General features: G+C 44.3%; 21 protein-coding genes. 8 read left to right on the forward strand and 13 right to left on the reverse strand.

Features of this window, described 5'->3' with window-relative positions; genetic code table 11:
* Positions 1-103: 103 nt before the first annotated feature.
* From MHH48_RS19135 to MHH48_RS19150, 4 genes are all read right to left on the reverse strand, one after another.
* Entirely contained in the window at positions 104-1,492 is a 1,389-nt protein-coding gene (locus MHH48_RS19135) for an amino acid permease (RefSeq protein ID WP_076321531.1), read from the reverse strand.
* A 272-nt stretch (positions 1,493-1,764) separates the two neighbouring features.
* Complete coding sequence (locus MHH48_RS19140; RefSeq protein WP_076321532.1) at positions 1,765-2,745, reverse strand: BtrH N-terminal domain-containing protein; 981 nt, start codon at positions 2,743-2,745, stop codon at positions 1,765-1,767.
* A 1-nt stretch (position 2,746) separates the two neighbouring features.
* Positions 2,747-3,301, reverse strand: a complete 555-nt coding sequence (locus MHH48_RS19145; protein ID WP_144023438.1) for a PadR family transcriptional regulator — start codon at positions 3,299-3,301, stop codon at positions 2,747-2,749.
* Between the two features lie 108 nt (positions 3,302-3,409).
* Positions 3,410-3,592, reverse strand: a complete 183-nt coding sequence (locus MHH48_RS19150; RefSeq protein ID WP_076321533.1) for a hypothetical protein — start codon at positions 3,590-3,592, stop codon at positions 3,410-3,412.
* A 34-nt stretch (positions 3,593-3,626) separates the two neighbouring features.
* Here MHH48_RS19150 and MHH48_RS19155 point away from each other — a divergent pair, with 34 nt between their 5' ends.
* The 4 genes from MHH48_RS19155 to MHH48_RS19170 all read left to right on the forward strand — a co-directional run bounded on the left by MHH48_RS19155 (position 3,627) and on the right by MHH48_RS19170 (position 8,763).
* Complete coding sequence (locus MHH48_RS19155; protein WP_083659592.1) at positions 3,627-4,286, forward strand: TetR/AcrR family transcriptional regulator; 660 nt, start codon at positions 3,627-3,629, stop codon at positions 4,284-4,286.
* Positions 4,287-4,342: 56 nt separating this feature from the next.
* Positions 4,343-6,163, forward strand: coding sequence for an alpha/beta fold hydrolase (locus tag MHH48_RS19160; RefSeq protein WP_076321534.1), 1,821 nt, complete (start codon positions 4,343-4,345; stop codon positions 6,161-6,163).
* A gap of 184 nt (positions 6,164-6,347) precedes the next feature.
* Positions 6,348-7,094: an EcsC family protein gene (locus tag MHH48_RS19165; RefSeq protein WP_076321535.1), complete on the forward strand. Its 747-nt coding sequence runs from the start codon at positions 6,348-6,350 to the stop codon at positions 7,092-7,094.
* A gap of 319 nt (positions 7,095-7,413) precedes the next feature.
* On the forward strand, positions 7,414-8,763 hold the full coding sequence (locus MHH48_RS19170; protein ID WP_179090598.1) for a glycoside hydrolase family 64 protein: 1,350 nt from the start codon (positions 7,414-7,416) through the stop codon (positions 8,761-8,763).
* Between the two features lie 314 nt (positions 8,764-9,077).
* Here MHH48_RS19170 and MHH48_RS19175 read toward each other — a convergent pair whose 3' ends face one another.
* The 5 genes from MHH48_RS19175 to MHH48_RS19195 all read right to left on the reverse strand — a co-directional run bounded on the left by MHH48_RS19175 (position 9,078) and on the right by MHH48_RS19195 (position 12,843).
* Positions 9,078-10,526, reverse strand: coding sequence for an MFS transporter (locus MHH48_RS19175; protein ID WP_076321536.1), 1,449 nt, complete (start codon positions 10,524-10,526; stop codon positions 9,078-9,080).
* Between the two features lie 200 nt (positions 10,527-10,726).
* Positions 10,727-10,858: a hypothetical protein gene (locus tag MHH48_RS19180; protein ID WP_256720443.1), complete on the reverse strand. Its 132-nt coding sequence runs from the start codon at positions 10,856-10,858 to the stop codon at positions 10,727-10,729.
* Positions 10,859-10,923: 65 nt separating this feature from the next.
* Positions 10,924-11,442, reverse strand: a complete 519-nt coding sequence (locus MHH48_RS19185; protein WP_076321537.1) for an N-acetyltransferase — start codon at positions 11,440-11,442, stop codon at positions 10,924-10,926.
* A gap of 24 nt (positions 11,443-11,466) precedes the next feature.
* Positions 11,467-11,919 carry a MarR family transcriptional regulator gene (locus MHH48_RS19190; RefSeq protein ID WP_076321538.1) on the reverse strand — a complete coding sequence of 151 codons (453 nt, stop codon included), beginning with the start codon at positions 11,917-11,919 and terminating at the stop codon, positions 11,467-11,469.
* A 336-nt stretch (positions 11,920-12,255) separates the two neighbouring features.
* A complete protein-coding gene (locus tag MHH48_RS19195) occupies positions 12,256-12,843 on the reverse strand; it encodes a dihydrofolate reductase family protein (protein WP_076321539.1) in 588 nt (195 codons plus the stop codon).
* A 270-nt stretch (positions 12,844-13,113) separates the two neighbouring features.
* Here MHH48_RS19195 and MHH48_RS19200 point away from each other — a divergent pair, with 270 nt between their 5' ends.
* Positions 13,114-15,516, forward strand: a complete 2,403-nt coding sequence (locus MHH48_RS19200) for an S-layer homology domain-containing protein (RefSeq protein WP_076321540.1) — start codon at positions 13,114-13,116, stop codon at positions 15,514-15,516.
* Between the two features lie 283 nt (positions 15,517-15,799).
* Here the strand turns inward: MHH48_RS19200 and MHH48_RS19205 are convergent, their stop codons facing one another.
* Both MHH48_RS19205 and MHH48_RS19210 read right to left on the reverse strand, forming a co-directional pair.
* A complete protein-coding gene (locus MHH48_RS19205) occupies positions 15,800-16,393 on the reverse strand; it encodes a YdeI family protein (protein WP_076321541.1) in 594 nt (197 codons plus the stop codon).
* A 13-nt stretch (positions 16,394-16,406) separates the two neighbouring features.
* Positions 16,407-16,967, reverse strand: a complete 561-nt coding sequence (locus tag MHH48_RS19210; RefSeq protein WP_076321542.1) for a pyridoxamine 5'-phosphate oxidase family protein — start codon at positions 16,965-16,967, stop codon at positions 16,407-16,409.
* 463 nt (positions 16,968-17,430) lie between these two features.
* On the opposite strand from MHH48_RS19210, the gene MHH48_RS19215 reads away from it, so the two are divergent.
* On the forward strand, positions 17,431-19,485 hold the full coding sequence (locus tag MHH48_RS19215) for a serine hydrolase domain-containing protein (RefSeq protein ID WP_076321543.1): 2,055 nt from the start codon (positions 17,431-17,433) through the stop codon (positions 19,483-19,485).
* 74 nt (positions 19,486-19,559) lie between these two features.
* Here MHH48_RS19215 and MHH48_RS19220 read toward each other — a convergent pair whose 3' ends face one another.
* The gene (locus MHH48_RS19220) at positions 19,560-19,964 is read right to left on the reverse strand and encodes a nuclear transport factor 2 family protein (protein ID WP_076321544.1); all 405 of its coding nucleotides are present in this window, start codon (positions 19,962-19,964) and stop codon (positions 19,560-19,562) included.
* Between the two features lie 109 nt (positions 19,965-20,073).
* Complete coding sequence (locus tag MHH48_RS19225) at positions 20,074-20,541, reverse strand: DinB family protein (protein ID WP_076321545.1); 468 nt, start codon at positions 20,539-20,541, stop codon at positions 20,074-20,076.
* Positions 20,542-20,735: 194 nt separating this feature from the next.
* On the opposite strand from MHH48_RS19225, the gene MHH48_RS19230 reads away from it, so the two are divergent.
* Entirely contained in the window at positions 20,736-21,638 is a 903-nt protein-coding gene (locus tag MHH48_RS19230; RefSeq protein ID WP_076321546.1) for a LysR substrate-binding domain-containing protein, read from the forward strand.
* A 196-nt stretch (positions 21,639-21,834) separates the two neighbouring features.
* On the forward strand, positions 21,835-22,758 hold the full coding sequence (locus tag MHH48_RS19235; RefSeq protein ID WP_076321547.1) for an LD-carboxypeptidase: 924 nt from the start codon (positions 21,835-21,837) through the stop codon (positions 22,756-22,758).
* Positions 22,759-22,803 lie beyond the last annotated feature (45 nt).

The following is a 22,803-nucleotide window of genomic DNA, read 5'->3' on the forward strand; positions in this document are numbered from 1 at the left end:
TATCCATCTGAGACGATCGATTCGACCTTAAAAATAAACATCCCCTTCTTCTTTTAGAGAGAAAGGGGTGTTTATTGGTTGCTTTAAATGGATGTTAGCCCATTCATTTGCCGCTATTGTCTTGATCGGTTTGTGCGCTTATTAGAGCAGCCTTGCCAACCCCTAAAGCATAATAACTTACCGCAACAATACCTAAGAAAACAATGCCGATAATCAGGGAAACGCGAGTCTCATCGTTCAGCCACATACCGACCAGTACCATAAGCAAAAAGACGATGGTCACATAGTTTGTCATTGGGGCGAAAGGCATTTTGAACGGATGATGCCCCAATTTGTCCTTGATTTTTCTGAATTTGATTTGACTGATCAGAATAACAAACCATGGCACCATACCGGGAAGTACGCTGGCACTGTATACGTGCACAAACAGATTTTCCGGTGCGATATAACTTAAAAATACGCCAAAACCCAATCCCACGAGTACGCCAATCGTTCCCAGCAAGGGCACCCCGTTACGGGACAGTTTCGTAAATATTTTTGGTGCCTGTCCATTGACTCCCAATGTGTAAAGCATGCGTCCTGCGCTATAAATTCCGCTATTACAACCTGACATGGCAGACGTGATGACAACAAAGTTGATGAGCCCCGCCGCTGCAGTAATGCCGATTTTCGCAAATGTCGCAACGAACGGGCTGCCGATGGCTTGCAATTGATTCCAAGGATAGACCGTTACAATCACAAATATCGCGCCAATATAGAAGATCAATATCCGCCATATGATACTTTGCGTCGCGCTCATTAACGTTTTTTGCGGGTTCTTGGCTTCACCTGCTGTGATCCCGATCAGTTCGACGCCTTGATAAGCTCCGATCACCAGCGAGAGGGCAAAGAAAAAGCCTGACCACCCACCGGTGAAAAAGCCACCATGCTGCCACAGGTTAGAAAATCCGATCGCATTTCCGCCGTTACCAATTCCGAACAAAATCAGTCCAAACCCAGCAACAATCATCAAGACGATGGTTACGATTTTAATCATCGAAAACCAAAACTCAAATTCACCAAATGATTTCACAGAGAATAGATTGGCTGCACCGAGAATCACCATGGCGACGATCCCTGGTATCCAACCGGGCAAATCCGGAAACCAATACTTCATATAGGTCCCTACGGCAATGATCTCTGCCATCCCGACAATAACCCATTGGAACCAGTTGCTCCAAGCTGTCATATACCCTGCCAAAGGATGAATGTACTTATGTCCAAAGGTCGCAAATGACCCCGTGCTCGGCTCTACGTACTGCATTTCCCCCATCGCGCGCATAATGAAAAATATAAATATCCCGACAATGGCATACGCAAGCATCACCGATGGACCTGTCCATTTGATCGTGCTTGCCGAGCCCATAAATAACCCGACACCGATTGTGCCGCCCAAAGCAATCATCTGAATATGACGAGCTTCGAGTCCCCTCTTTAATTCATTGTTGTTCATTGCAGCTTCCCTCTCTGCTACTATCTTAGCTGTTAATTTGGATAAGTTGAAAAATTCATCATAATCCTAATTTTGTTGTGTTGACGCTGATCCAATTGTAGTATTTTGTTCCTATGAAAACAATGATATTCATTTGGTAAACCTAATTGAAAATCATTTGGTAGACTTAAACAAACACAGTGCATATAAAAAAGCCGCATTATTGCGGCCTGTTCAACGTATATGTTCTCATGTGCAGCAGCCCCACTTCAACACAAGCCATGGATCCATAGTTACAACAATAACTCCATGGCTTTTCGTTCTTTCTCCGCTATCTCAAGCAAATGGCTGGAGGCTTGTTTCAAGCTTTCGATGCTCCTTGTTTTCCCGGCATGGTCGATCATGGATGAAACGCCGGTCCACATGGGAGCGAGTTGCACGAACTGCAAGTAAGCTTTCTCTATTTTGGGATCGCCCAACAAGTCCGCGCTTTCTTTCAGAAAATCCCGATAAAGGTTTCGAAATAGCGCGCCTCCGGTTCCGCCCTTTTCCATCAATAACGCGGTCAGGCACAGATCTTGTTCAAAGTTTTTACTGCGGGACGGCCATTTCAAGATTTCGCTGCTCATTTTTATGATGCCTTTATTGCCAGCGTTGCGGATGGGCGGATTCAAATAATCCTGTGCATTTTGGGCCAATGCCGAACGAACAGCGGGTTTCATCGGCGGAAGATCGCCGGCGGGTTCGACGGTGAAGGAACGATTCCTGGAACTCATGGGACCTTTGGCGTTTCTGGCCTTGGCCAGATGATCTAAACGTGTCGTCAAAAGTCCGCCTTGCTGTCGCGTGTCCGCCATATAGGCGTATTCGCCATCCATCCCATAGATCACCGCATAATGGCCCGCAAAGTGAACTTTACTCGTAAAGTAATCCAAGTAATAAGAGTCTAATTTAAGCCCGACCGGAATTCCTCGTTCAATGAAGCTTTGAACATTTTTCTTCGCTTTATCAATCGAAGTTGTTTCTTGAACGTTGAGAGTTAAGTTAAGCCTAGTGGCGATACGGGTAGTCAAAGTATCCGTTTTCGCCCTCCCTCCGATAAAAGGAAAGTCCATATTTTTCGAATCCCAATAAATAAAACCCAAACCTTCCCCCAGCCCAAATAACATCGGTTCCGACAGCCGGATGCCTGCAAATTGAAGCAAATTGCCCACTGCCGTGGTCTCACAATGTGTTCCATCATACGGAACAAAATCCTGAATGATATGGGACATATTAATTCCTCTCTTCCGACAATTCATGGATTAGACTCATCACAAATGTTTGTTCGCTCTCGATGAGATTCAGCGGATGTTGGAATAATGATCTCACGTGAAGCGGCAGCCTGGCACCGCCCTGCGATTCGTAGGTTTGTTTTATGTTCATTAGTGCCTCACTAAGAAGATCCAGCCTTTTTCGCAAAGCTTCAATAGCTTCGTCTTTCTCGATGAATGGTAATGCCGCAAGTCCAAGATCAAAACGTTGATCCCGCTCCCGCGTTCTGGAGAGACTGGTTAAGACTTCGTCCTTCAGCGCAGCCGCCCCGCTCTCCGTAATAACAAATCGGGTCGGCATCGGTCCTTTTCCGGATTTTTCACCGGAATCTTCTGACATGACCAATCCTTTTTCATTCAATTTTTTCAGTCCCGTATACACCGAAGTGGTGCCAATATGCGCCCACTGCCGATAGCCTCGCTGATCGAGTAATTTGTTAATATCGTATCCTGAAGCTTGATCCAATTCAGCAAGGATCTGGAGCAACATAAATTCTACGTTAGAAAGGTTCACCAGAAAGTTCCTCTTTTCATAAATAATACACGCATATAATATAACAGTGGTGTAATATAAAATCAATAAAAAGAGCACATGGCATTCATACGCCTTTGCGCTCAGTTGTTATTATTCATCGATTGTTTTGAGGAGCTTTGCAGGTACGCCACCAACGATTGAATAATCAGGAACATCTTTTGTAACAACAGCTCCGGCCGAAACAACGGAATGTTTACCGATCGTTACACCAGGCATAATGGTTGCTGCAATTCCTATCCATGCCCCTTGATTAATAACGATTGGTTTTGACACGGTAGATCTTCTTTGAGCCGGAGATATCGGATGATTGATAGCATTGAAGCATCAGGTTCCTCGAGTTGACACTCATATACTAGTACTATATAGTACTAGTATGGAAAAACAAAGAAAAAGAAAATCGAATCGTGATATCGTACTACAAGTTGCCGCACATTTGTTTCTAACAAAAGGTTATCAGCTAACAAGCATGGATGATATCGTTGACCATTGTAAAGTTTCAAAAACTAACATTTATTATCACTTCAAAAGTAAGGAGGATTTGTTGCTACAAATTATGAGCCAGTTTATAATTCATTATCAAGAGCGGATCGACACCGTTCTAGGCCGATCGGACTTGTCCGTAACTGAAAAGTTAGAAAGTCTCTTGAAAGCTATAACTGAAGATAATGCTGGAACTGATTACTTAGGAGGATGCCCGTTTATTACCTTCTTTACTCAAGTTTCTAATGACTTGATCAAAGTCCAAGAAATGGTTAAGGATTTCTTCGAGCATCAAACCACTTTACTCGAAAAACTGTTATCGGAAGCCATTCGAAATAAAGAATTACCGGAACAAACACCTATTAAACAAACAGCAGCACTGATTATCTCTTCAATAGAAGGCGGACTGTTCCTCACCAAAGCCACAAACAACCCCTTATTATTAAATAATATCCTTACTTCTATAGCATTTTTGCTAAAGAAGTAATTTTTTGTCCATTATTAGTACTGAACAGTACTAGATCGAAGGAGTAAATTTCAACTATGAATATTTTTTTGACAGGCGGGACTGGTTTTATCGGCAAACAGATCATAAAGCTTATGCCAAAACATCATCGCACCATTGTCTTGGTTCGTTCCATCAACAAATTCAACAACATGGTAAACTCATTAGTGCCTTCTGGACATCAAAATGTGGTTCCCGTCCTGGGCGACCTAACCCAGCCAAATCTGGGGTTAAAGGGGAATGACCTACGGCTAGTCATGGATTCCGATATCATTATTCATGCAGGTGGCCCTATGAACATAGAACTGGATCAAAGCGCAGCAGAACGGGTCTTTCTTCAAGCCTCCAAGGAAATTGCCTCAATTGCTCGATCGGTTCATCAAAAGAAAGCTTTGAAGCAATTCATTCACGTAGTCGGATTTATGAGTCCATATAACGAGGAGAATTTCTCAGATGATCAGACGGGCTTCCATCTAGAGAAAGCCCCGCCCTATGAACAAATGAAATTTAAAGCGGATATGTATATTCGACAAACCATGCATGATCTAGGCATACCTTTGTCTGTCGTTAACCCCGGCGTCGTAATTGGAGATTCCATAACTGGAAAGACAGAGCAGCTCGGTGGTTTAAGTATTTTGGTCGATTCCACTAGGAGAAAACTAATGCCTTTTGTCCCTGGAGGAAAAGAACACTGGATTCCTATGGTTCATGTGGATCATGTTGCCTCTTTGGTATCTGCCTTAGTTGAGGAGGAGCAACCGCTAAACAACACATATTTTTTGCTGGATGAGAAATATAATACTCCTAACATGAAGGAGCTCGTTACAGCAATCGCAAAAGAAGTTCGTGTAAAAGCTCCTGTAGGCACAGTTTCGCTAAAATTAATGAAAAGTTTACTTCGTATGGGAGTAGGAAAATTAGTAAAAATCCCTGAAGCCTCTATGGAATTTATTGTGAAGCCTGATTTCCCTACAACATCAATAAAAGAAATGGGATATAAACACAATTTGAATATATCGCTTCAACAAACTACCTTGCCTTTTGTTATTACTGACTTGGATTATCGTTTGTCCCATAAGGATTCAATCTATTCCGATAATTTTCACAATAGCCGGGTTGGGAACTTGACTGCACTGGTTAGGGAAGGAAACGGAATACCGATCATCATGCTCCATGGTACATTTGCTGGTGCGGATTGCTTTATTCCATTGGCAAACTCCTTGCCTCACCAACCGATTTGGCTTGTAGATCTGCCTGGTTTCGGACGGTCACCTTATCATCACAATCCCCAAACGATGGCTGGATACATCAATTCCGTTGTTGATTTGATCCTTAGCTTTCAATCACCGGTTATCTTAATAGGACATTCTTTTGGAGGATTGGTCGCAGCGCACGCAGCAGAACAACTTCAAGAGCGAATTAAAAAGTTAATTTTATTGCAACCTGTTTTACATCCCGCACATTACAAATATCGCTCTTCCCATGTAACAAAGTTCTTTTTATCACTGATGAATAAATCGATGTTCAAAAGAAGGCTCTTGGCAAACGGAAGCTTTTTGAATGAGAAGGAGATCCCTGATTCCTATTTAGATTACGTGATGGAAGATTTGCAGTCGCCTCGAGTTAGAACATCTAATTCGGAAGTAATGTCAGCTATTTCTAACCCCCATTCGATTCAAGCGAATCCTGACGGGATTGATTTGAACAAGCTAAACATCCTTTGGGGAGATAAAGATTTGGAGTATTCTGTTCCGAATGAATGGAGCCGCAATCCAATCACTTACTTACCGTTAGGACATCAGTTCCCCATTTCCCATCCGGAAATAACTGCACAATGGATTCAAAAGTGGATCCAATAACCTGCTACTAACTATCAAGAAAATGAGATAACCTTTGATAGCCTTGAAGATGAACGTATACATCTTATTCTTGCCTCCATGCGAAACTGGACTTTAGTCGGGGTCTGCTACCTCCTGCGGCCTGTTCCGAATCACGGAGATATTCGTTACAATACAGCCAAGACTTTTGGAGGAGCGATTGATCATGAATTACGAACATAAAGTACAGAGGGAAATTGCCGACTGGGAACATAAAATGTTCAAACCGCCAGGATGGCTGGAAAAGACATCGAAAACCATCGGCAATCGGATCAATCATTTGATTCCCCCGAAGGTGCACAGCATCATTACGACCACCATTCGATCAATCGTTCGCACGGCATTGTTCGGTGCGGAATATACGCCAAGTCGCGCGGTGGAGCGTACACTGGAACTGGAGGCTGCCGATCAAGAAGCGAAAGAGTTGTTTGCCCTGTACCAAAAAATCGCTGTTGCCGAGGGCGCTGGAACAGGGGCTGGCGGCATTATGCTTAGCATGGTGGACTTTCCAGCTTTAATTGCGATCAAGATGAAATATTTGTTTGAGCTGGCCCATGTTTACGGTTATGACACTAAACACTTCTCCGAGCGGGTATTCATTCTCAAGGTATTTCAAATGACATTTTCCGGGCCAGAAAACCGTGCAAGGTTGCTCGCTTCCATCAAGCATTGGCATATAGAAAAGGAACAATGGCGCTCCGATGCCGATTACGCCAAGAATATGGACTGGGAGACATTTCAGATCGAGTATCGCGACGCCATGGACTTTCGGAAAATGCTGCAGATGGTGCCTGGGATCGGCGCTATTGCAGGCGCATGGGCAAATTACAGCATCCTTGAGGAATTGCGTGAATTCGCTATGAACGCTTACCGCCTCCGCAGATTGCATGATGATTTCGTGGTTGTGGATTGATCCCTCTCTGTCGTCATATACATCCAAGGAAGATCGTTGCTTGGGAAACAACAAAGACAGCTAATCCATATGATTAGCTGTCTTTTGGTTTGCCTTCAATTGTCATTACTTTGCGATGAATGCGCCCACATCCGAAATTGCGAACCCCATCCCGAAATTCCAATACTACTATATTTTGGCAAAACGAATTATAATCCTTTTTGTGATCACATTAATTCTAAGTCAGACAGCCATATTCCACCGCCATACAAAGGAGGGATGCCGTTTCAAACCCAATTGCCGAAGTTGACTTTATCCCCATACTAAAGGAGGAACTCTGATGATGCGAAAGAGAATACCTTACCTGCTGATCCTGTCGTTGCTGCTGACCTCTTGTTTCATCTTCGGTACGAAAGCCGAAGCTGCAGACTATACGCAGGGCGTCGATTTATCCGGAAGTACAGCTACCGTATGGTTCAAATCCGCCGTCAATACGAGTTGGGTCGATGTGCATTATAAAGTGAACAGCGGAGAACAGCAAAATCTCAGAATGGCTTACAACGCTAGCAAATCCCGATATGAACAGGCCATCTCTGGCATGGCCACCGGCCACGTGATTGCGTATTCTTTTACTTACAATAACGGAACTCCAGCCTACGACACCGGTGTCTTTACTTACACCGCCGGATCCATTCCACCTCCCTCTACTTCCGGCTCCATTTATGACATTCATCCGTCCTCAATTCCCATGCCTCCAAACGGCTCCGTCTCGGTGAAGATAATGAACGGGACCAATGGCGCTTATACCGACTCGCAAATATACTGGGGCGTTCTCGGCATCAATCCCGTTAACAATCAGTGGAGCTATCTGGACCTCAATGGCAATCTGATCCCCATCTCCAGCGCCTTGAATGATGCACCAGAACATCTAACCAAGAACGGCATCAACTACGCCAACATTTATCACAAGGTCAGCGATGCTTCCTGGGTCACCTTGCCCCGGATCACGTCAGGTCGAATGTTCCTTAGCGTTGGCACTCCAATGTACCTGAAGACCTATAACGATGGATTCGCCGGCCCCGATCTGAACAATCCGACCGATCCAAACCGCGATATCTATTTCGATTTCGTCGAATTCACGATTGACGCGGCTGGCTATCACGGCAATACGACACGTGTAGACGGATTCGGTTTTCCAATCCAGCATCGACTGATCAACAAAACCGGTTCCTTCGATCAAACCGTAGGTGAGTTCGAAAACGAAACCCGAAACGGAATCTTCGCCAAATTCCAGGCCGAAGTTCCTGCCCCCTTCAAATCGCTGGCCACGATTCAAGCACCTTATCGCATCGTCGCGCCGATTCATGGTTCTTTCGCACAAGGTGGCGCTAATGCCAACTATTTCGGCGGGTACGCTCCATACAGTACACAGGATATTTTCCGATGTGACGGCGCTTTAACGGATGCGGCAACCTGTGCAGCCATCAATCGCCATGTATATACGACTAATGACTGGAATAACGTGTCGAATTACTATCAGGCTGCGCCTGCCAATTATTACGCTAAATTCTGGCACGACCACAGCATTAACCGTTTGGCCTACGGGTTTCCATATGACGATGTCAACGGTCAGGCCGCTTACCTTGAAGTGGGCGATCCGAAAGGCCTGATCATCCGCATAGGCTGGTAAATCTTCCGTGATCGCTAAAGCGTTGAAAATCGCCGATAGGCAAAAAAAAACGCCGTCTTGGTATGAATGAAGTTTCATTTCCTCTCTAATGTTGATCAACATCAGGCATCCATCTAATCGGCAAGTATATAAGTTTTTGTCTACCGACAGTTGATAAATTGAATCTCCAATTATAAACAAAAACGATGCCACAAAGTCATCGTTTTTGTTTTTTAACTATCAATAGATTGCATGAATCCCACTGTTTACGCTTTAGTTGCAAAACAGCAGTCATTACTCTGGTTAGCCATCCCTTCAGTTTTGTTGCACAACGATTACATCGCTTTCGGAACGTTTGATGAATCTGTCTGTTTAGGAGAACGGATAAACATCAAGGCTAATATCGCACCCGCAAAAGCAACGATTCCAGACCAAAGGAAAGCTTGCTGAAAACCATGATTAAGAGCTGCCACAGGATTAGAATCTGATATGGAAGCCGTAGTTGATGCAGCGATCGCTACCATGATAGCAAGGCTTATAGCTGATCCTATCTGATAGCTTGTATTAGCGAGTCCAGATGCAAGCCCCGCTTCTTCAGGCTTGGCTCCAGACATAGCAGCCATCATAGAAGGAATATAGGCTAGAGACATTCCGAGAGCACCTAAAAGTGAAGCTGGAAGTACATTGATAAGGAAACTGCCATCCACAGGCGTATTGGTTGAGAATAAGAGCATTGAGCCTCCAAGGGCAATCAATCCAATCACAATGTTTGCTTTTATACCGAATTTACCGATCAATTTGCCCGTAATAACGATCATGAAGATAGCAATCAAAATCGTCATCGGAAGCAGACCAATCCCTCCAGCGAAAGCTGAGAACTTTAGTACCTGCTGCATATAAAGGTTCAGGAAGTACCATAATGGTATCCAACCACCAGATAACATGATAAGCGCGATATTGCCGGCAGCCAGGTTAGGCGCCTTAAAGATTCGAAGGGGTACAAGCGGTTCCTTTTTGATTAGCTGAATGATGAGGAAAAGTATAAACAATATCACTCCTGCGATAAGTGTCCACACGGTGATCGGTGCTCCCCATCCATTATGTTCTGCAGTCACGATGCCGTAAACGATTAAAACCAATGATGCTGTGACCGATATGGATCCTGCTATATCGATGCTTCCTTTTCTACGTATACCTTTTGCTAAAAGACCAGGAGATAAGAGTAAGGCGACAATCCCAACAGGTACATTAATTAAGAAGGTCCATTGCCAACTTAACCACTCCGTTATAACACCACCCAGAAATACCCCTGCTGATCCTCCCGCAGCTGCCGAAGCACCCCAGAACCCCAGCGCTTTACCCAATTCTTTAGGATTACCGCTGAATAACATCATCACGATGGTTAGAGCTGAAGGTGCTATTAAAGCGGAACCGAATCCTTGCAGTGCACGACCGATGTTTAGTGACTCTTCGTTCCATGCAAAACCAGCGAGTAAGGATGCTACTGTGAGAATCATAAAACCCCACATGAACATGCGCCGTTGTCCAAAGAGGTCTGATAATCGGCCACCGAGTAGTAAGAGCCCCCCGAAGAAAATCACATAAGCGTTAAAGACCCATTGTAAACTTTCCTGAGTATATCCAAGCGCTTCTTTGATTGCTGGCAATGCAACTCCGATAATCGATGTATCCATAATCACCATAAAATTCGCAAGACATAACAATGCTAGTGCCATCCATCGTTTTGGATCTGCTTGTAAAAGAACCTGCTCTTGTTTTGACATTATAAATCCAACCTCCTTTAGCTACTTATCACCAGGTGCTTTTGATCCAATAAATTAACCCCCGCGACGGCCGCCTAAGAAAGTGAGTTAATTTAAGACCATTATTTACCGAAAAAAGCGCAGAACATGAAGTTCTACGCTTCCAACTCGAAGTGGAGCATTAGCGATGTCGCATGTAATTCAAAATTCTCAGCCTTGTCCTAAAAATGAGCGTGGTCCGGATACGCCGGCAGCGTGCATACGAAGCCTAGCTTACGGTACATCTCCAATGCCGTCTCCATATCTTGGACAACATGGCCGACACGATGAATTTTGTCAATTTCAGTCCCCATCGTACAACCTCTTCATCATCTAATATATTCAAACAACCACGATATAGCTGAACGCTATTTCATTGTTACAAGCATGTTTTGGTCATGATAAAATCCTTCTGTTCTTCATTCCCCATATAGAAAGAATGGGCACCTGTTTGAACAAACCCCATGTTCTTATAAAAAGCAATAGCATTTTCATTTCGTTCCCATACGCCTAACCAGATGCTCTTTTTATTACGTTCCATGGCGATTTCCATGGCTTTATTGAGCAGAAACTTGCCAAGCCCATGTTTTTGATATTGGCCCTTAATATAAATCCTCTCGATTTCAAGCGAGTCATTGCCCATCATTTCAGTCTGCGCATCATGGATGTTTACCTTTAAATACCCGGCGATTTGCCCATTATAATAAATAAAATAGAATTCTGAAGCGGTATTGGATACCTCTATTGCTAGTTGGTTAATGTTAAATGCTCTTTCTAAGTAGGTTTTCATATTTTCAGGTGAATTTTGATCCCTAAATGTCTCATTAAACGTCTCAATACTGATGTCTTGAAGTAAGCCCAGGTCTTCTGACGTGCACTTTCTTATTGTTAGAGTCAATTGGCTTCCCCTCCCTTTTGTAATTCAATACAATCTCTTGTTTCCCTTTTTTACAAACTCCCAATCTTTTTCTACGTTTTTTCTGACCGTCTGCAAGAGATTGAGCAGAGTTTCTGCTTCGCTTACGGATAATCCCTCTAATGCAACCCGATTGGAATAATCATGTTCTCTTTTTATAAAAGGATACACCCGTTTCCCTTTCTCCGTTGGAAAGAGCCTTTTGATTTTTCTATTATGTTGATCTTCTTTCTTTTCAATAAAGCCGTGAAATTCAAGCTTCTTTATGGCACGGGCTGCAGTTGTCCGATCTACTTTTATCATCTCCGCTAACTTCTCTTGAATGATTCCTGGATTTTCACATACTCGCACAAGGTACAAATACTGTCCTTTCGTCAGGTCATATTCTTTAAATTCTATATTGCTTATCGAATCTAATGCCCTTGCGATCATGCCGATCTCACGCAGAATTCCCTTCATACACTGGCTCCTTCGTTCTCATTTATGTTGTAAATGCAACAAAAACATAGATATAGTTTAATCTATTTATGTTGCATTTGCAACAAATAAGATGATAAATAGATCGCGTGCGTAAAATGACCAGTATAAATTGATTCACTCGACTTATAATGCGTATTAACCTCGGATTGCGAAGGACACGGCACTTTCAGGCGGCGTTCCATGAACAAATGACCACTTCAATGAATTGTCCTGATTCATCGAAATGGTCATTAGATTCAAGCTGCACTCGTATTCTTGACGGCACCGTACCAGAAGAAGAAATCCATGAACTGATCAAACAGAGCTATGTTTTAACTATGGCGTCTTCTCGAGGTTAACATGGTTCAGTTCATTCCCATCCGAATGATAGATGAGCTGTACAACCCCAGTGGAGAACGTTTTTGCATTTACCAGCTTTAAATTCAACCTTTGCTTGATATCCAAAAACAACGGTTTTCCTTCTCCCAAAATGACAGGGTGAACCGATAATCTGAATTCATCAACCAGCCCTAACTGGATAAAGGTTGTAATAAGGCTTGCTCCCCCATATAACCAGATGTCTTTACCTGGCTTATTCTTTAATGCATGTACTTCCTCAAGGATATGATTGTTGATGTAAGTTGCTTTATGGTCGCTCCCTTTTTGCGTCCTGGAAAACACATATTTTTCTTTACTGTGAACGATTGACCATAATTCTTGTTCAGTTTCCGGATGATCCGTTTCAGGTGTAAATTGCCCCCATAAATCATAACTTTTTCTGCCATACAAAATCGTATCGATTTGATTTAAGAAATCCATAAACCCCATCTCCGGGTCCATAATGCACCAATCTACTTCCCCATTCTTCCCTTCAATAAAACCATCCAAAGTTACGGCTAAATCTAAAATGATCCTGCGTTTCAAGATATGTTTCTCCTTTCGGGATTTACCACTCATTGTATCCCATCATTATGTCATCTAATGTCTTATTTAATAAGAACGGGAAGACTTATCATTCTTGTGTCCATTGACCCAGTGCAAGTATAGACCTATTTCCTAAAAAATTGATTGCAAGCCGTGAACCTCGGCATATATGATAAGATCACGAATCCGTTACGGATTCCATAATCCGGCATGGATTCTGCCATTTCATGAGGGGGATTTTATCTGAAACGCAAACTCATCGTCAAAGCAATGACCACAGCCGCGCTGCTGAGCGCATGCGCGTATCCCGTCCACGCGGATTCCATTTCGCTGAGCGATATCAATCAATCCTATGCCAAGGATGCGATTCTGGAATTAGTGGAACAGGGCATTATCAATGGAAAGGGCAACGGCAAGTTCGATCCGACCGGCAAAACCGAGCGCCAGGACTTTGCCATTATCTTGGCGAAGGCATTAAACCTTGATGTGTCGTCGAAGCCGGCGGATTCAACGTTCAGCGACGTTCCGCAGGACCACTACTCCTACTCATTCGTAGAGGCTGCGGTTAAAGCCGGCTTAATCAAAGGCCAGGGCAATGGGGAGTTTGGCATGGGACAGAACCTAACTCGACAAGACATGGCGGTGTTGTTTGTTCGGGCATTGGGCGTTGAGGTTGAGGGCATGGGCAGCCAGCTGAAATTCTCCGATGCGGCGAGCATCTCCTACTATGCCAAGGATGCCGTTGCAGCCGCCATTGAGCTTGGGCTTATGAACGGCATGAATGGAAAGGAGTTCAACCCAGTCGGTCAGGCGGACAGGCAATCGGTCGCCTTAGTCGCCAATCGATTCCTGAAAGTGAAAGAGCAGCTAGATACCCCGTCAGAACAGCCAGTCCAGACGCCCAAACCCGACGAGGTAACACCTCCTCCTGCTGAGAAGCCGACGCAGAATCCAACGCCGTCTACCGGAGGCAGCAGCGGCGGATCAACCGCGCCAAGCTATCCGAATCCGGGCAACCCAAGCTCGCCAGATAGCGCTGCTCCGATTGTAAGGCTTTTGTCTGCCTCCTCCGTTCTCATAGGGGAGAACGTGGCGGTCACTAGCAATGAAACCGGGTTCGTTTACTTAGTCCCCTATTCTCTAAACGCCAACACGAAAGCGCAGCTTGAAACCTCTGTCGCCGAAAAGCTTGCCAGTAAATCCGTCGTTGCAGCGGCTCAAGCGGAAACACTCATTGCAACGGCGAATCTGTCAGCGGGCGACTACAAAGCGTATGCGGTCGACGCTGCAGGCAATGTGTCCGCGCCAACCGGCAAAATTACGCTTTCAGCGCTGCAGTTGGAACAGCCGGCCTTGCATTTTTCCGATGCACGGACGCTCGTAATCACATACAATGAGACCCTTAACCCCCTCTTCGTTCCAACTGCCCATGAATTATCGGTATATACCAAGGATGGTGAGTTACAATTACCGAAAGAGGTTGAACATATTAACATTACGGGCCGAACCGTTATTGTTGCCCTAGCGGAATCACTGCCGATGGCAAGGCCGGTGGAGGTCGTATATGATCCGTCTTCAGCCGCCACCGCGATCCGCAGTGCAACAGGAACGATCTCACCTGCATTCGGGCCGATCATGGTTCAGTATTTGCCGGACAACGTAAGGGAATTGTTTGAAGCGCTGATCACCGAAGCCGAGGCGCTGCGCGACACCTCAATTCCAGGGAACACAGCCGGCACTTACCCGTCGTTCGCGTTTGAGCAATTAAACCAGGCGATCTTGAACGCCTACTCCATCGCAGACAACCCGAATACGCCTGCTGCAAGTTTGGCAATCGGTTATAACGATCTGATCCAACAAATGAAAGCCTTCAAAGACAGCCGAATAGAGCCCCTGAGGGTCTCTCTTGCCGAGGAAAACGCATCGTTTGTATTAAATAGCAACATGTTGCGCTTGAATGGCATGTCAGCCCAAATTACGGACTCCTCGCTAGACGAAGATCGATATGATATAAGGAATATTAGAAACCTTATCGAGGTAACGAGAGGCGATGCTTTCATAGAATTGGAAATTCGTTATGACTCTGTCACTAATAGGTACGAGATTCAATCAGAAGGCCAAACGATAGGACATATCGAGATCGAGACCTCGGATCCATCGCTCATCCAGTTAACCGCCCGTGATCATGGCATCCATGTAGCACCTGCTCCGAATGTAGATCAAGACCGCCCGGTCTCCCTGATCTTTAAAGTTTTCGAGAAGGATGCAGAAATCGGCAAGGTCGAATTGCCCATCCGATTTGATTCCGAACCTCCAACGGTTACGCAGGTTACTTACGACAGCGCTCAAGGACTCTTCTTATTCCAATCCAGTGAACCGGTATACTCTTATCCTCAGACCATTCAACTAAGAGCACAAGTGGATTATTCCGGTAACGGCGATTTCAGCCAAAATTCCATCGATATCTTCCCGTTAGTGGACGGAGAAGACTTCAAGTTAGAAATCACACCGGATAAACGCGCCGTCACACTCCAGCTTACCCGTATGGGCATTTCCAAGCTGGCCACCCAGCTTCCAGGAGGAAAGTTCAAAATCATGATTCTCGGCATGAGTGATTTCGCCATGAATTGGCAACAGAAGATTCATATCATTGACTCGCCGGAAACACCATAATGTAACAAATGGAAGCCCGGATTTTTCAAGGAAGTACCCAAGTTGTTAATTGCTACACGTATATCCTCACTCTCGCAAAGTTAGATGGATTTGTTGTGTAAAAAGAGTTGAATTCCCTTCCAACATACAAAATCCCACTGATTCTTAATTTGATCAGTGGGATTTATTATCTGTGCGGACCCTTTAGATGAATATGTATTAATTTACTTTATAACAGGCAGCGCCTTGGAATGTGGGGCAGAACTGAGTCAAATACTCCAGGCTGTTGCTCGTGTGTTGTCGATCAATCATTTAATCCCTTTCCATTCAAGATATGCGGGATATATTTTTCAACCCTGGACTCTCGCGTTTTGGATTGCTTGGGTGCAGAAAAATGCAAAATGTAGGCTCTTTGCCGTCCCGGCGTTAATGCTTCAAAAGCCGTTTTTAAGCCTTGAATTTCAACGAATTTACTTTCTAATTCTTCCGGCATGATATATTCCGTATTCTTTTTAAAGCTCACTTGCAAACCGGCTTTCTCAACTTCGATGGCTTCAACAATATATGTTTTCAGGATAAGTTGCATTTCATCGATCTCTTGAACATTGGTGAACCGAATCTGACGCGCTGCCTGAACATTCGCCGTTTGCTGGATTAGGATTCCATGGAGATCTTTTAACAACGCGCCTTTATGAAACAGAAGCGCACAGTAATCCTTAAAGCCATGAATCAAAACGATGTTTTTATCGTCAAGCGTGTAACAAGGATGCATCCACTTAAAATCCTCGGTCAGTCCGCAGTCAAGAACGATTTCTCTCAGCAGATTGAATTCTTCCTTCCACTTCTTAAGCTTGTTAAAATAGGGATCAATCTTGGAATTCCTTTCACCTTTTATCATCGAGGTACCCCCTTTATGCCCTTGTTCGTTTCGCTAGAGACGTCGGCAATTGGTCGAGGCTGCTCAAATTCTTTTCTTGCCAGTAACTGTTCAAGCCTTCTTCACCTTTGTGCTCCGCCCACCGTTGGAGTGTTTCTCTCTCCTTTTCGTACGACATGAATGGTACCGCATAACCGCAGGACGTCTGGACTTTATGTATATCAACCGTAATGATCTGCCGGACTCCAGGCATCGGCTCGAACATCCCGTATAACAACTCCCACTCGTTGTCCTCCGGAAGAATTACCGTTCCGGTTCCGTACAGGCGCAGAATATTCGGAGGTCCCTGGAATGCGCAGAACATCATCGTGATACGACCGTTCTCTTCGAGATGGGCACTGGTCTCATTGCCGCTCCCGGTCAAATCCAAATAGGCGACCTTACGATCGGACAAAATCCGGAACGAGTCGTACCCCTTCGGCGACAGATTGACATGCCCATCTCGCGACATGGGGGCCGTTCCGACAAAAAATAGGTGCTGCTTTCGGATAAAGGCCATATGCTCAGGTAGCATGGCCGGAAACTGTTTTCCCATCGTATCCCCTCCGATGAACTTGTATTAGGTTCGATTCACGCGTGAATACCAACCCAGGTCGAGCGCTCTGAGGCGTTCGGACGGATCGCTGGCTCCGGTCGTGATCTCGCTCTTGGCTATACGTTCATTGTATTCGAAGCCGCTACATAAGTATAATATATTCTTATCAAGCATACATACACTCCGGTTATGAATAAGGCGACTAACTCTTCACAACTGTTACGGATGCGCTCTGCCTCGATTATAGTACATGCCTTGTTCGTTATCGACCAACAACTTGCCCTTACATTTTACAACTAAATTTCCCCTCCCCCCGCTTATTTGTACATCGATATCTAACCCATATCTCTTACGAATCTTGTGTCCTGCTTCCTTTTTACTTTGACTTTACTTGATTTTTACTTCCATCTATTAAGCTAACGTATGGTATCCAATACCGAGTTTATTTTGGGAGGAATAATTAATGAAGAAAATAACTTCTGTGTTAATCTCCGCTATGCTTTTTGCATTACCGGCCACCCCTGCTTTTGCTCAAATGAATGATGATACGGTCAAGCAAAAGGCTCAAGCGTTGGCTTCGGAGATCGTGTCCAATTATGATGTCAGTGGCTTGCAGTATGCCATCATGGATCATGGATCCATCGTGTTATCCGATAGTGCTGGCGTATATGATAAAGCTACCAAGAAACCAGTAACTAAAGACACGATGTTCGGAATCGGCTCGGTCAGTAAAATGCATGTAACTGCGGCAACGATGATGCTAGCTGATTCGAATAAAATTGATATTGATAAACCCCTGAACACATATATCAAGGATTTTAAAATGGCGGATGAACGATATAAAGAGATTACGCCACGGATGTTAATGAATCATTCTTCAGGGCTTTATGGGAGTCACTATGGAAACAGCATGTTTTTTGATGACAACGATACGAAAAATCATGATGAATTATTGGTAAAATTACAATCAGAAGTTTTAAAGTCAGACCCAGGCGAATATTCAGTATATTGTAACGATGGGTTTCAGCTGCTTGAATTATTGGTTGAACGAGTAAGCGGTTTAAGCTACACCGAATTCATTGAACAATATATTAGCTCCCCGCTGAATTTAGACTCTACTAAAACACCACTCGATTCCTTTGATAGAGAACGGCTGGCAAAAACATATTTTCCTGGGATCGATCAGGCTTTACCCGTTGAGAATGCCAATGTCCTTGGGACAGGAGGCATCTACTCCACGGCAGAGGAAGTAAGTAAGTTTGCTGAAGTATTAATCGGGAATCGAACGGATATTTTATCTGAGAAGTCTGCAAAGGCCATGCAAAATCATGAGTATCGAAATGGAATCTGGGTTTCTGAAGAGACGAACACCGTGAATTACGGTCTTGGTTGGGATGCCGTTCGTTTAGCACCTTTTAGTGATTACGGAATAACAGCATTATCCAAAGGCGGGGATACCGTTATGTATCACGCAGCTTTAACTGCCCTACCCGAACATGATATTTCTATGGCTGTGCTTTCATCTGGAGGGAGTTCAGTTTTCAATAGTGCATTTGCAACCAACGTTTTATTAGAATATTTAAAGGATAAAGGCATCATTCAAGATATCCTGCCCGATAAAATATTTGATCCTTCCATAAAAGTGGATATGCCATCGGAATATCTCTCTTATTCTGGATTATACGGTTCCGTGGGCAGAACAATAAATCTTGATATCAAGAACGGAGAAATTGATTTACCTGCTCTACAAGGCGGGGAGATACCATCACAAACATATGTATACACGGGAAATGGACAATTTAAAAACAAGGAAGGAAATGTAGCCATAAGCTTTGATCTACAAAAGAACGGAAAAACGTATTTAAAGGTTAACGCATATACGAATCTACCAGGTTTAGGCCAAACCGTTACCGTAATGTATGAATATCAAAAGCTGGATCCCAATCCTCTAAACGATACAACTAAAAAGGTATGGGAGCATAGAAACGGAAAAAGTTATTATGCATTGGATGAAAAGATAACTTCTGGATTTTATCTAGCACCACAGGTCTTAAATAAGAAAATATCCGTTGATGTGGAACATGGGTACGCAAACGGCACTAATATTGTGGATGAGAATCAAGCCATTAACGCAGTTGAAATTCCTATCATGTATGGAAGGGATGCATTTGATTTGAAGTTCTATACATTGAACCGTACGGAGTATGTAATGGTCAATAGTCAATCCTATATCAGTGAAGATGCGATTCAACCCATATATGCAGGGAACTCCTCGATCAGCAGCATACCATTCAATGGTCAGGCTGTTTGGTATAAGATTGATGAAAAATCAGCCAATCGAGCCATGACTGTGGAGGTTCCTTCAAGTGGAGGATTTGCCGTTTATGACGGAAAGGGAAATGTTGTGAACTTTTCAAAGGCAAGCAACAATCACTCGGTTGTACTGCCTGAAAGCGGGATGATCGTTTTTGGTGGTAAGGCGGGAGATGTATTTCAAATTAATCTGAAGGCTAGGTAGGCTAGAACTTGTATTGGGAAGCCTTGATCCGAATGGACCCGGCTTCCCATTATGCAGGGCAGTGTTTATATCGATTATGGGGTCTCGTAGTTTTTTAACGGCATACCTACGTATTCCCGGAAAGAGCGAATCCGCTCTCCCTCGAACTCGAAGACGATTGCAAGCTCATTACGAAAAGGCCGCCCATTCAACAAACCTTCCGAGCGAAATACCACCACCCCGTTGTCCTCACTCTCAAGCTCGATGAGCGGAGTCAGTTGCATCTGAAATACGGAGCGCTCGAACCTGATCAATTCCTCGAACCGCTCTTTGCCTTGCTGTTCGTGGTTCCATCCCTCTAACGGAAGCGGAACGAAGAAATGGAAATCTTCCGTAACCGTTATAAGAAAATCGGCTGTGTCCCCTGTTTCCAAAGCCTGCTTAAAAGCATCAAACACTTCACAAGTTCGGGATTGGACTGAGTCTAGAGATTTCTCCATGAACAAATCCTCCTTATTAATGGTTTATTGTACTCTCTAAATATTGAGTTTTCATTGAGTCGTTTTGATTGGTGAGACGCCATGTAAAAGGAATCTTGCTTAACATTGGTTAGTGCGACACAACCTTTAGCTGGCTCGATATCGTTCCTAGGTGAATGGCTTCGTGAATCAGAGCGAAGTTGAACAACTCGCCGGCGGTGTTGAATTGGAACGGGCCCAAAGCATACGGATTCGAAAGCTTCTCCCCCAGCATTTCAGGTGTCAACTCAGATAAGCGAGAAAGCTGCGCGGTTAACAAATCGACCAACTCTTCCTTCGATGGAGGAGTAAACGTCCAGTCCAAGGGCTTTGTTCCAGAATTAAACAGCGTTTCGTACGAACCCGGTATAGCAGCCGGAGAGCCGAAGCTTAGCGTAGAATACTTATCCATCCAATAAATCACATGGCCGACATTCCAACGGATTGTATTGTTGAATCCTAGCCCTTGAATGTCGAACAGTTCCTCAGGGATCGCCTGCACCTGCTGCAGCACCAATTGACGTACGGTTGTTGCCGTGTTGATAACCATGTCAGACATGTTAATTTCCTCCTTTGTTATGAGAACCTTTTGCTATTCCCAGTTTAGATCTCATGGAACATTCCATCAATGCAGTGGGCGTTACCGTAACGTTAAGTATCAGTTAACGATTATTCGTTGACAGAAAAACAAGATGGAGCAACAATAATCAGTGAACACGATACAGCGATACAATAGAAAGCAGGTGAAAATCGATGGAGTTAAAACAACTGCAATATTTCATGGCCATATGTGAAGAGCTTCATTTTACGAGAGCAGCCGAAAAAATGGGTGTCAGCGCACCCAATATCAGTCAGCAGATAAGAAGATTGGAAGAAGAATTAGGGGTTCTGTTGTTCGATCGTGTGGGTAAAACAATTGTTCTTACAGACGCTGGAGCAATTCTTCGTGAACATGGTGCTGCCGTGTTCAGGCATCTGCAGCAAGCGGGCGACGCCATTGCTGATCTGAAGCAAATGCAAGGCGGATCTCTTTCCATCGGGGTCTTGCCCGGTGACGCGGATCTCATGTTTAATGCCTTGCTACTGAACTTCCATCAAACCTATCCCACCATCTCCCTGTCCCTTTTGGAAACCACAAAAGTAACAGAACAAGTTCTGGACCGAAGCATCGATGTCGGCGTAACCATTGGACCTGTTATCGATGATCGTCTCACGTCAATTCCTCTGTTTCATGAAGAGTTCTCATTAGCAGTAAGTATGAATGATCCCATTGCCACGGAGAACTTCATCCCCTTGAAGAGGTTGCAAGGCTTAAAGATGGTCATGTTTCCAGCAGACCACCAATGCCGGAAGCTGATCGACCGATTTTGCATGGACAACGGGTTTACTCTACAGCCGCACATGGTGACAACAACGTTATCTTCCCTCCTTCAGATGGTACAGAGCGGAGTTGGCGCTTGTGTTCTGCCGCGACTTCTATTGGAGAATCTTCACAATCCCGACATCAAGGTTGTGCACCTGAGGAACCCTACGCCATCTCAGGACATTTGTCTGATCTACCGTAGCGACAGGTATGTCGGATACGCCATGCGTACGTTTATCAAAACTTTGAGAGCCTACATCGAGACAGCTATCCAACATTCGAAGTCTTCATAGAAGGCAGCACTTTTCTGATCCTTCGGCGATATAGCAAGAGAAACGAGCCGGCAAAGTCTGCCCCACTTCTTCTATCTCAACACAGAATACGTTCATTCAAAATCTTTTTTTAGTACTGCACTGCAAATTTAGTCAATATATTCTAAAGACATGATTGCGATGGCTTCTTCTATTTTCAGGGAAGGAAGAAATGGATATGCCGATACGTCCGCCAATCTTGCAGAGCGGCGATACCGTTGGAATCGTTACCTTAGGTAGCCCGCTCGCTGCGAACATCATTAATGCACGAATCGAATATTTGAGAGCAATGGGGCTTAATGTTGTTTTGGGTCAATATGTATATGCGCAGAATGGATTTCTTGCTGGCACAGACGAGCAGCGGGCTTCCGATTTAATGATGATGTTTCGAGATGAGCAGGTCAAAATGATACTGCCCACAAGAGGCGGTACAGGAGTGGCCGGAATTCTTCCGTACCTTGATTATAATGAGATACGAAATCATCCAAAAATCGTTACGGGTTACAGCGACATCACGGTACTATTAAATGTACTGCATCAATATGTGGGTTTAATAACATTCCATAGTCTGCTACTTATTGACTTCAAACCCGAAACGCCCGCTTATAATTTCGATCAGTTTTTTTCTGCGACATCCGTATATTCTTTAACCCGGTCCATCTTGAATCCACAGGGGATGCCGCTGATAAGCCGTGTTCCGGGCAACGTTACGGGGCAGCTTGTAGGTGGTAATCTGACATCGTTTGTCGATACGTTAGGCACGCCTTTCGAAATCGATACACGGGGGAAGATTCTCGTTCTTGAAGAAACACATGAACCCACCAATACCGTCTACAGGTACTTGAATGATTTGAAGCTTGCCGGAAAATTTCGTGACTGCATCGGCATTATTATGGGAGAATGTTCAGGTTGCCAGGCGGCTTATGGCAAATCCTATGAAGATGTAATCAACGAATTTGTTGTACCTCTCGGTAAGCCGCTTATAACGAACCTTGCTACAGGTCATGGTTTTTATAAAGCCGCTTTGCCGTTTGGCGCAACCGTTAATCTCGATTCAGTCCATAGTAGAATAACTATAGTTGAACCTACCGTCAGCGTTTGACATCGGCTAAGACGATGAGCTGTATCATGTCTAGCGACAAGCCTC

This window comes from Paenibacillus sp. FSL F4-0100, from assembly GCF_037993005.1.
In the GTDB taxonomy this organism is placed as follows: domain Bacteria; phylum Bacillota; class Bacilli; order Paenibacillales; family Paenibacillaceae; genus Paenibacillus_AQ.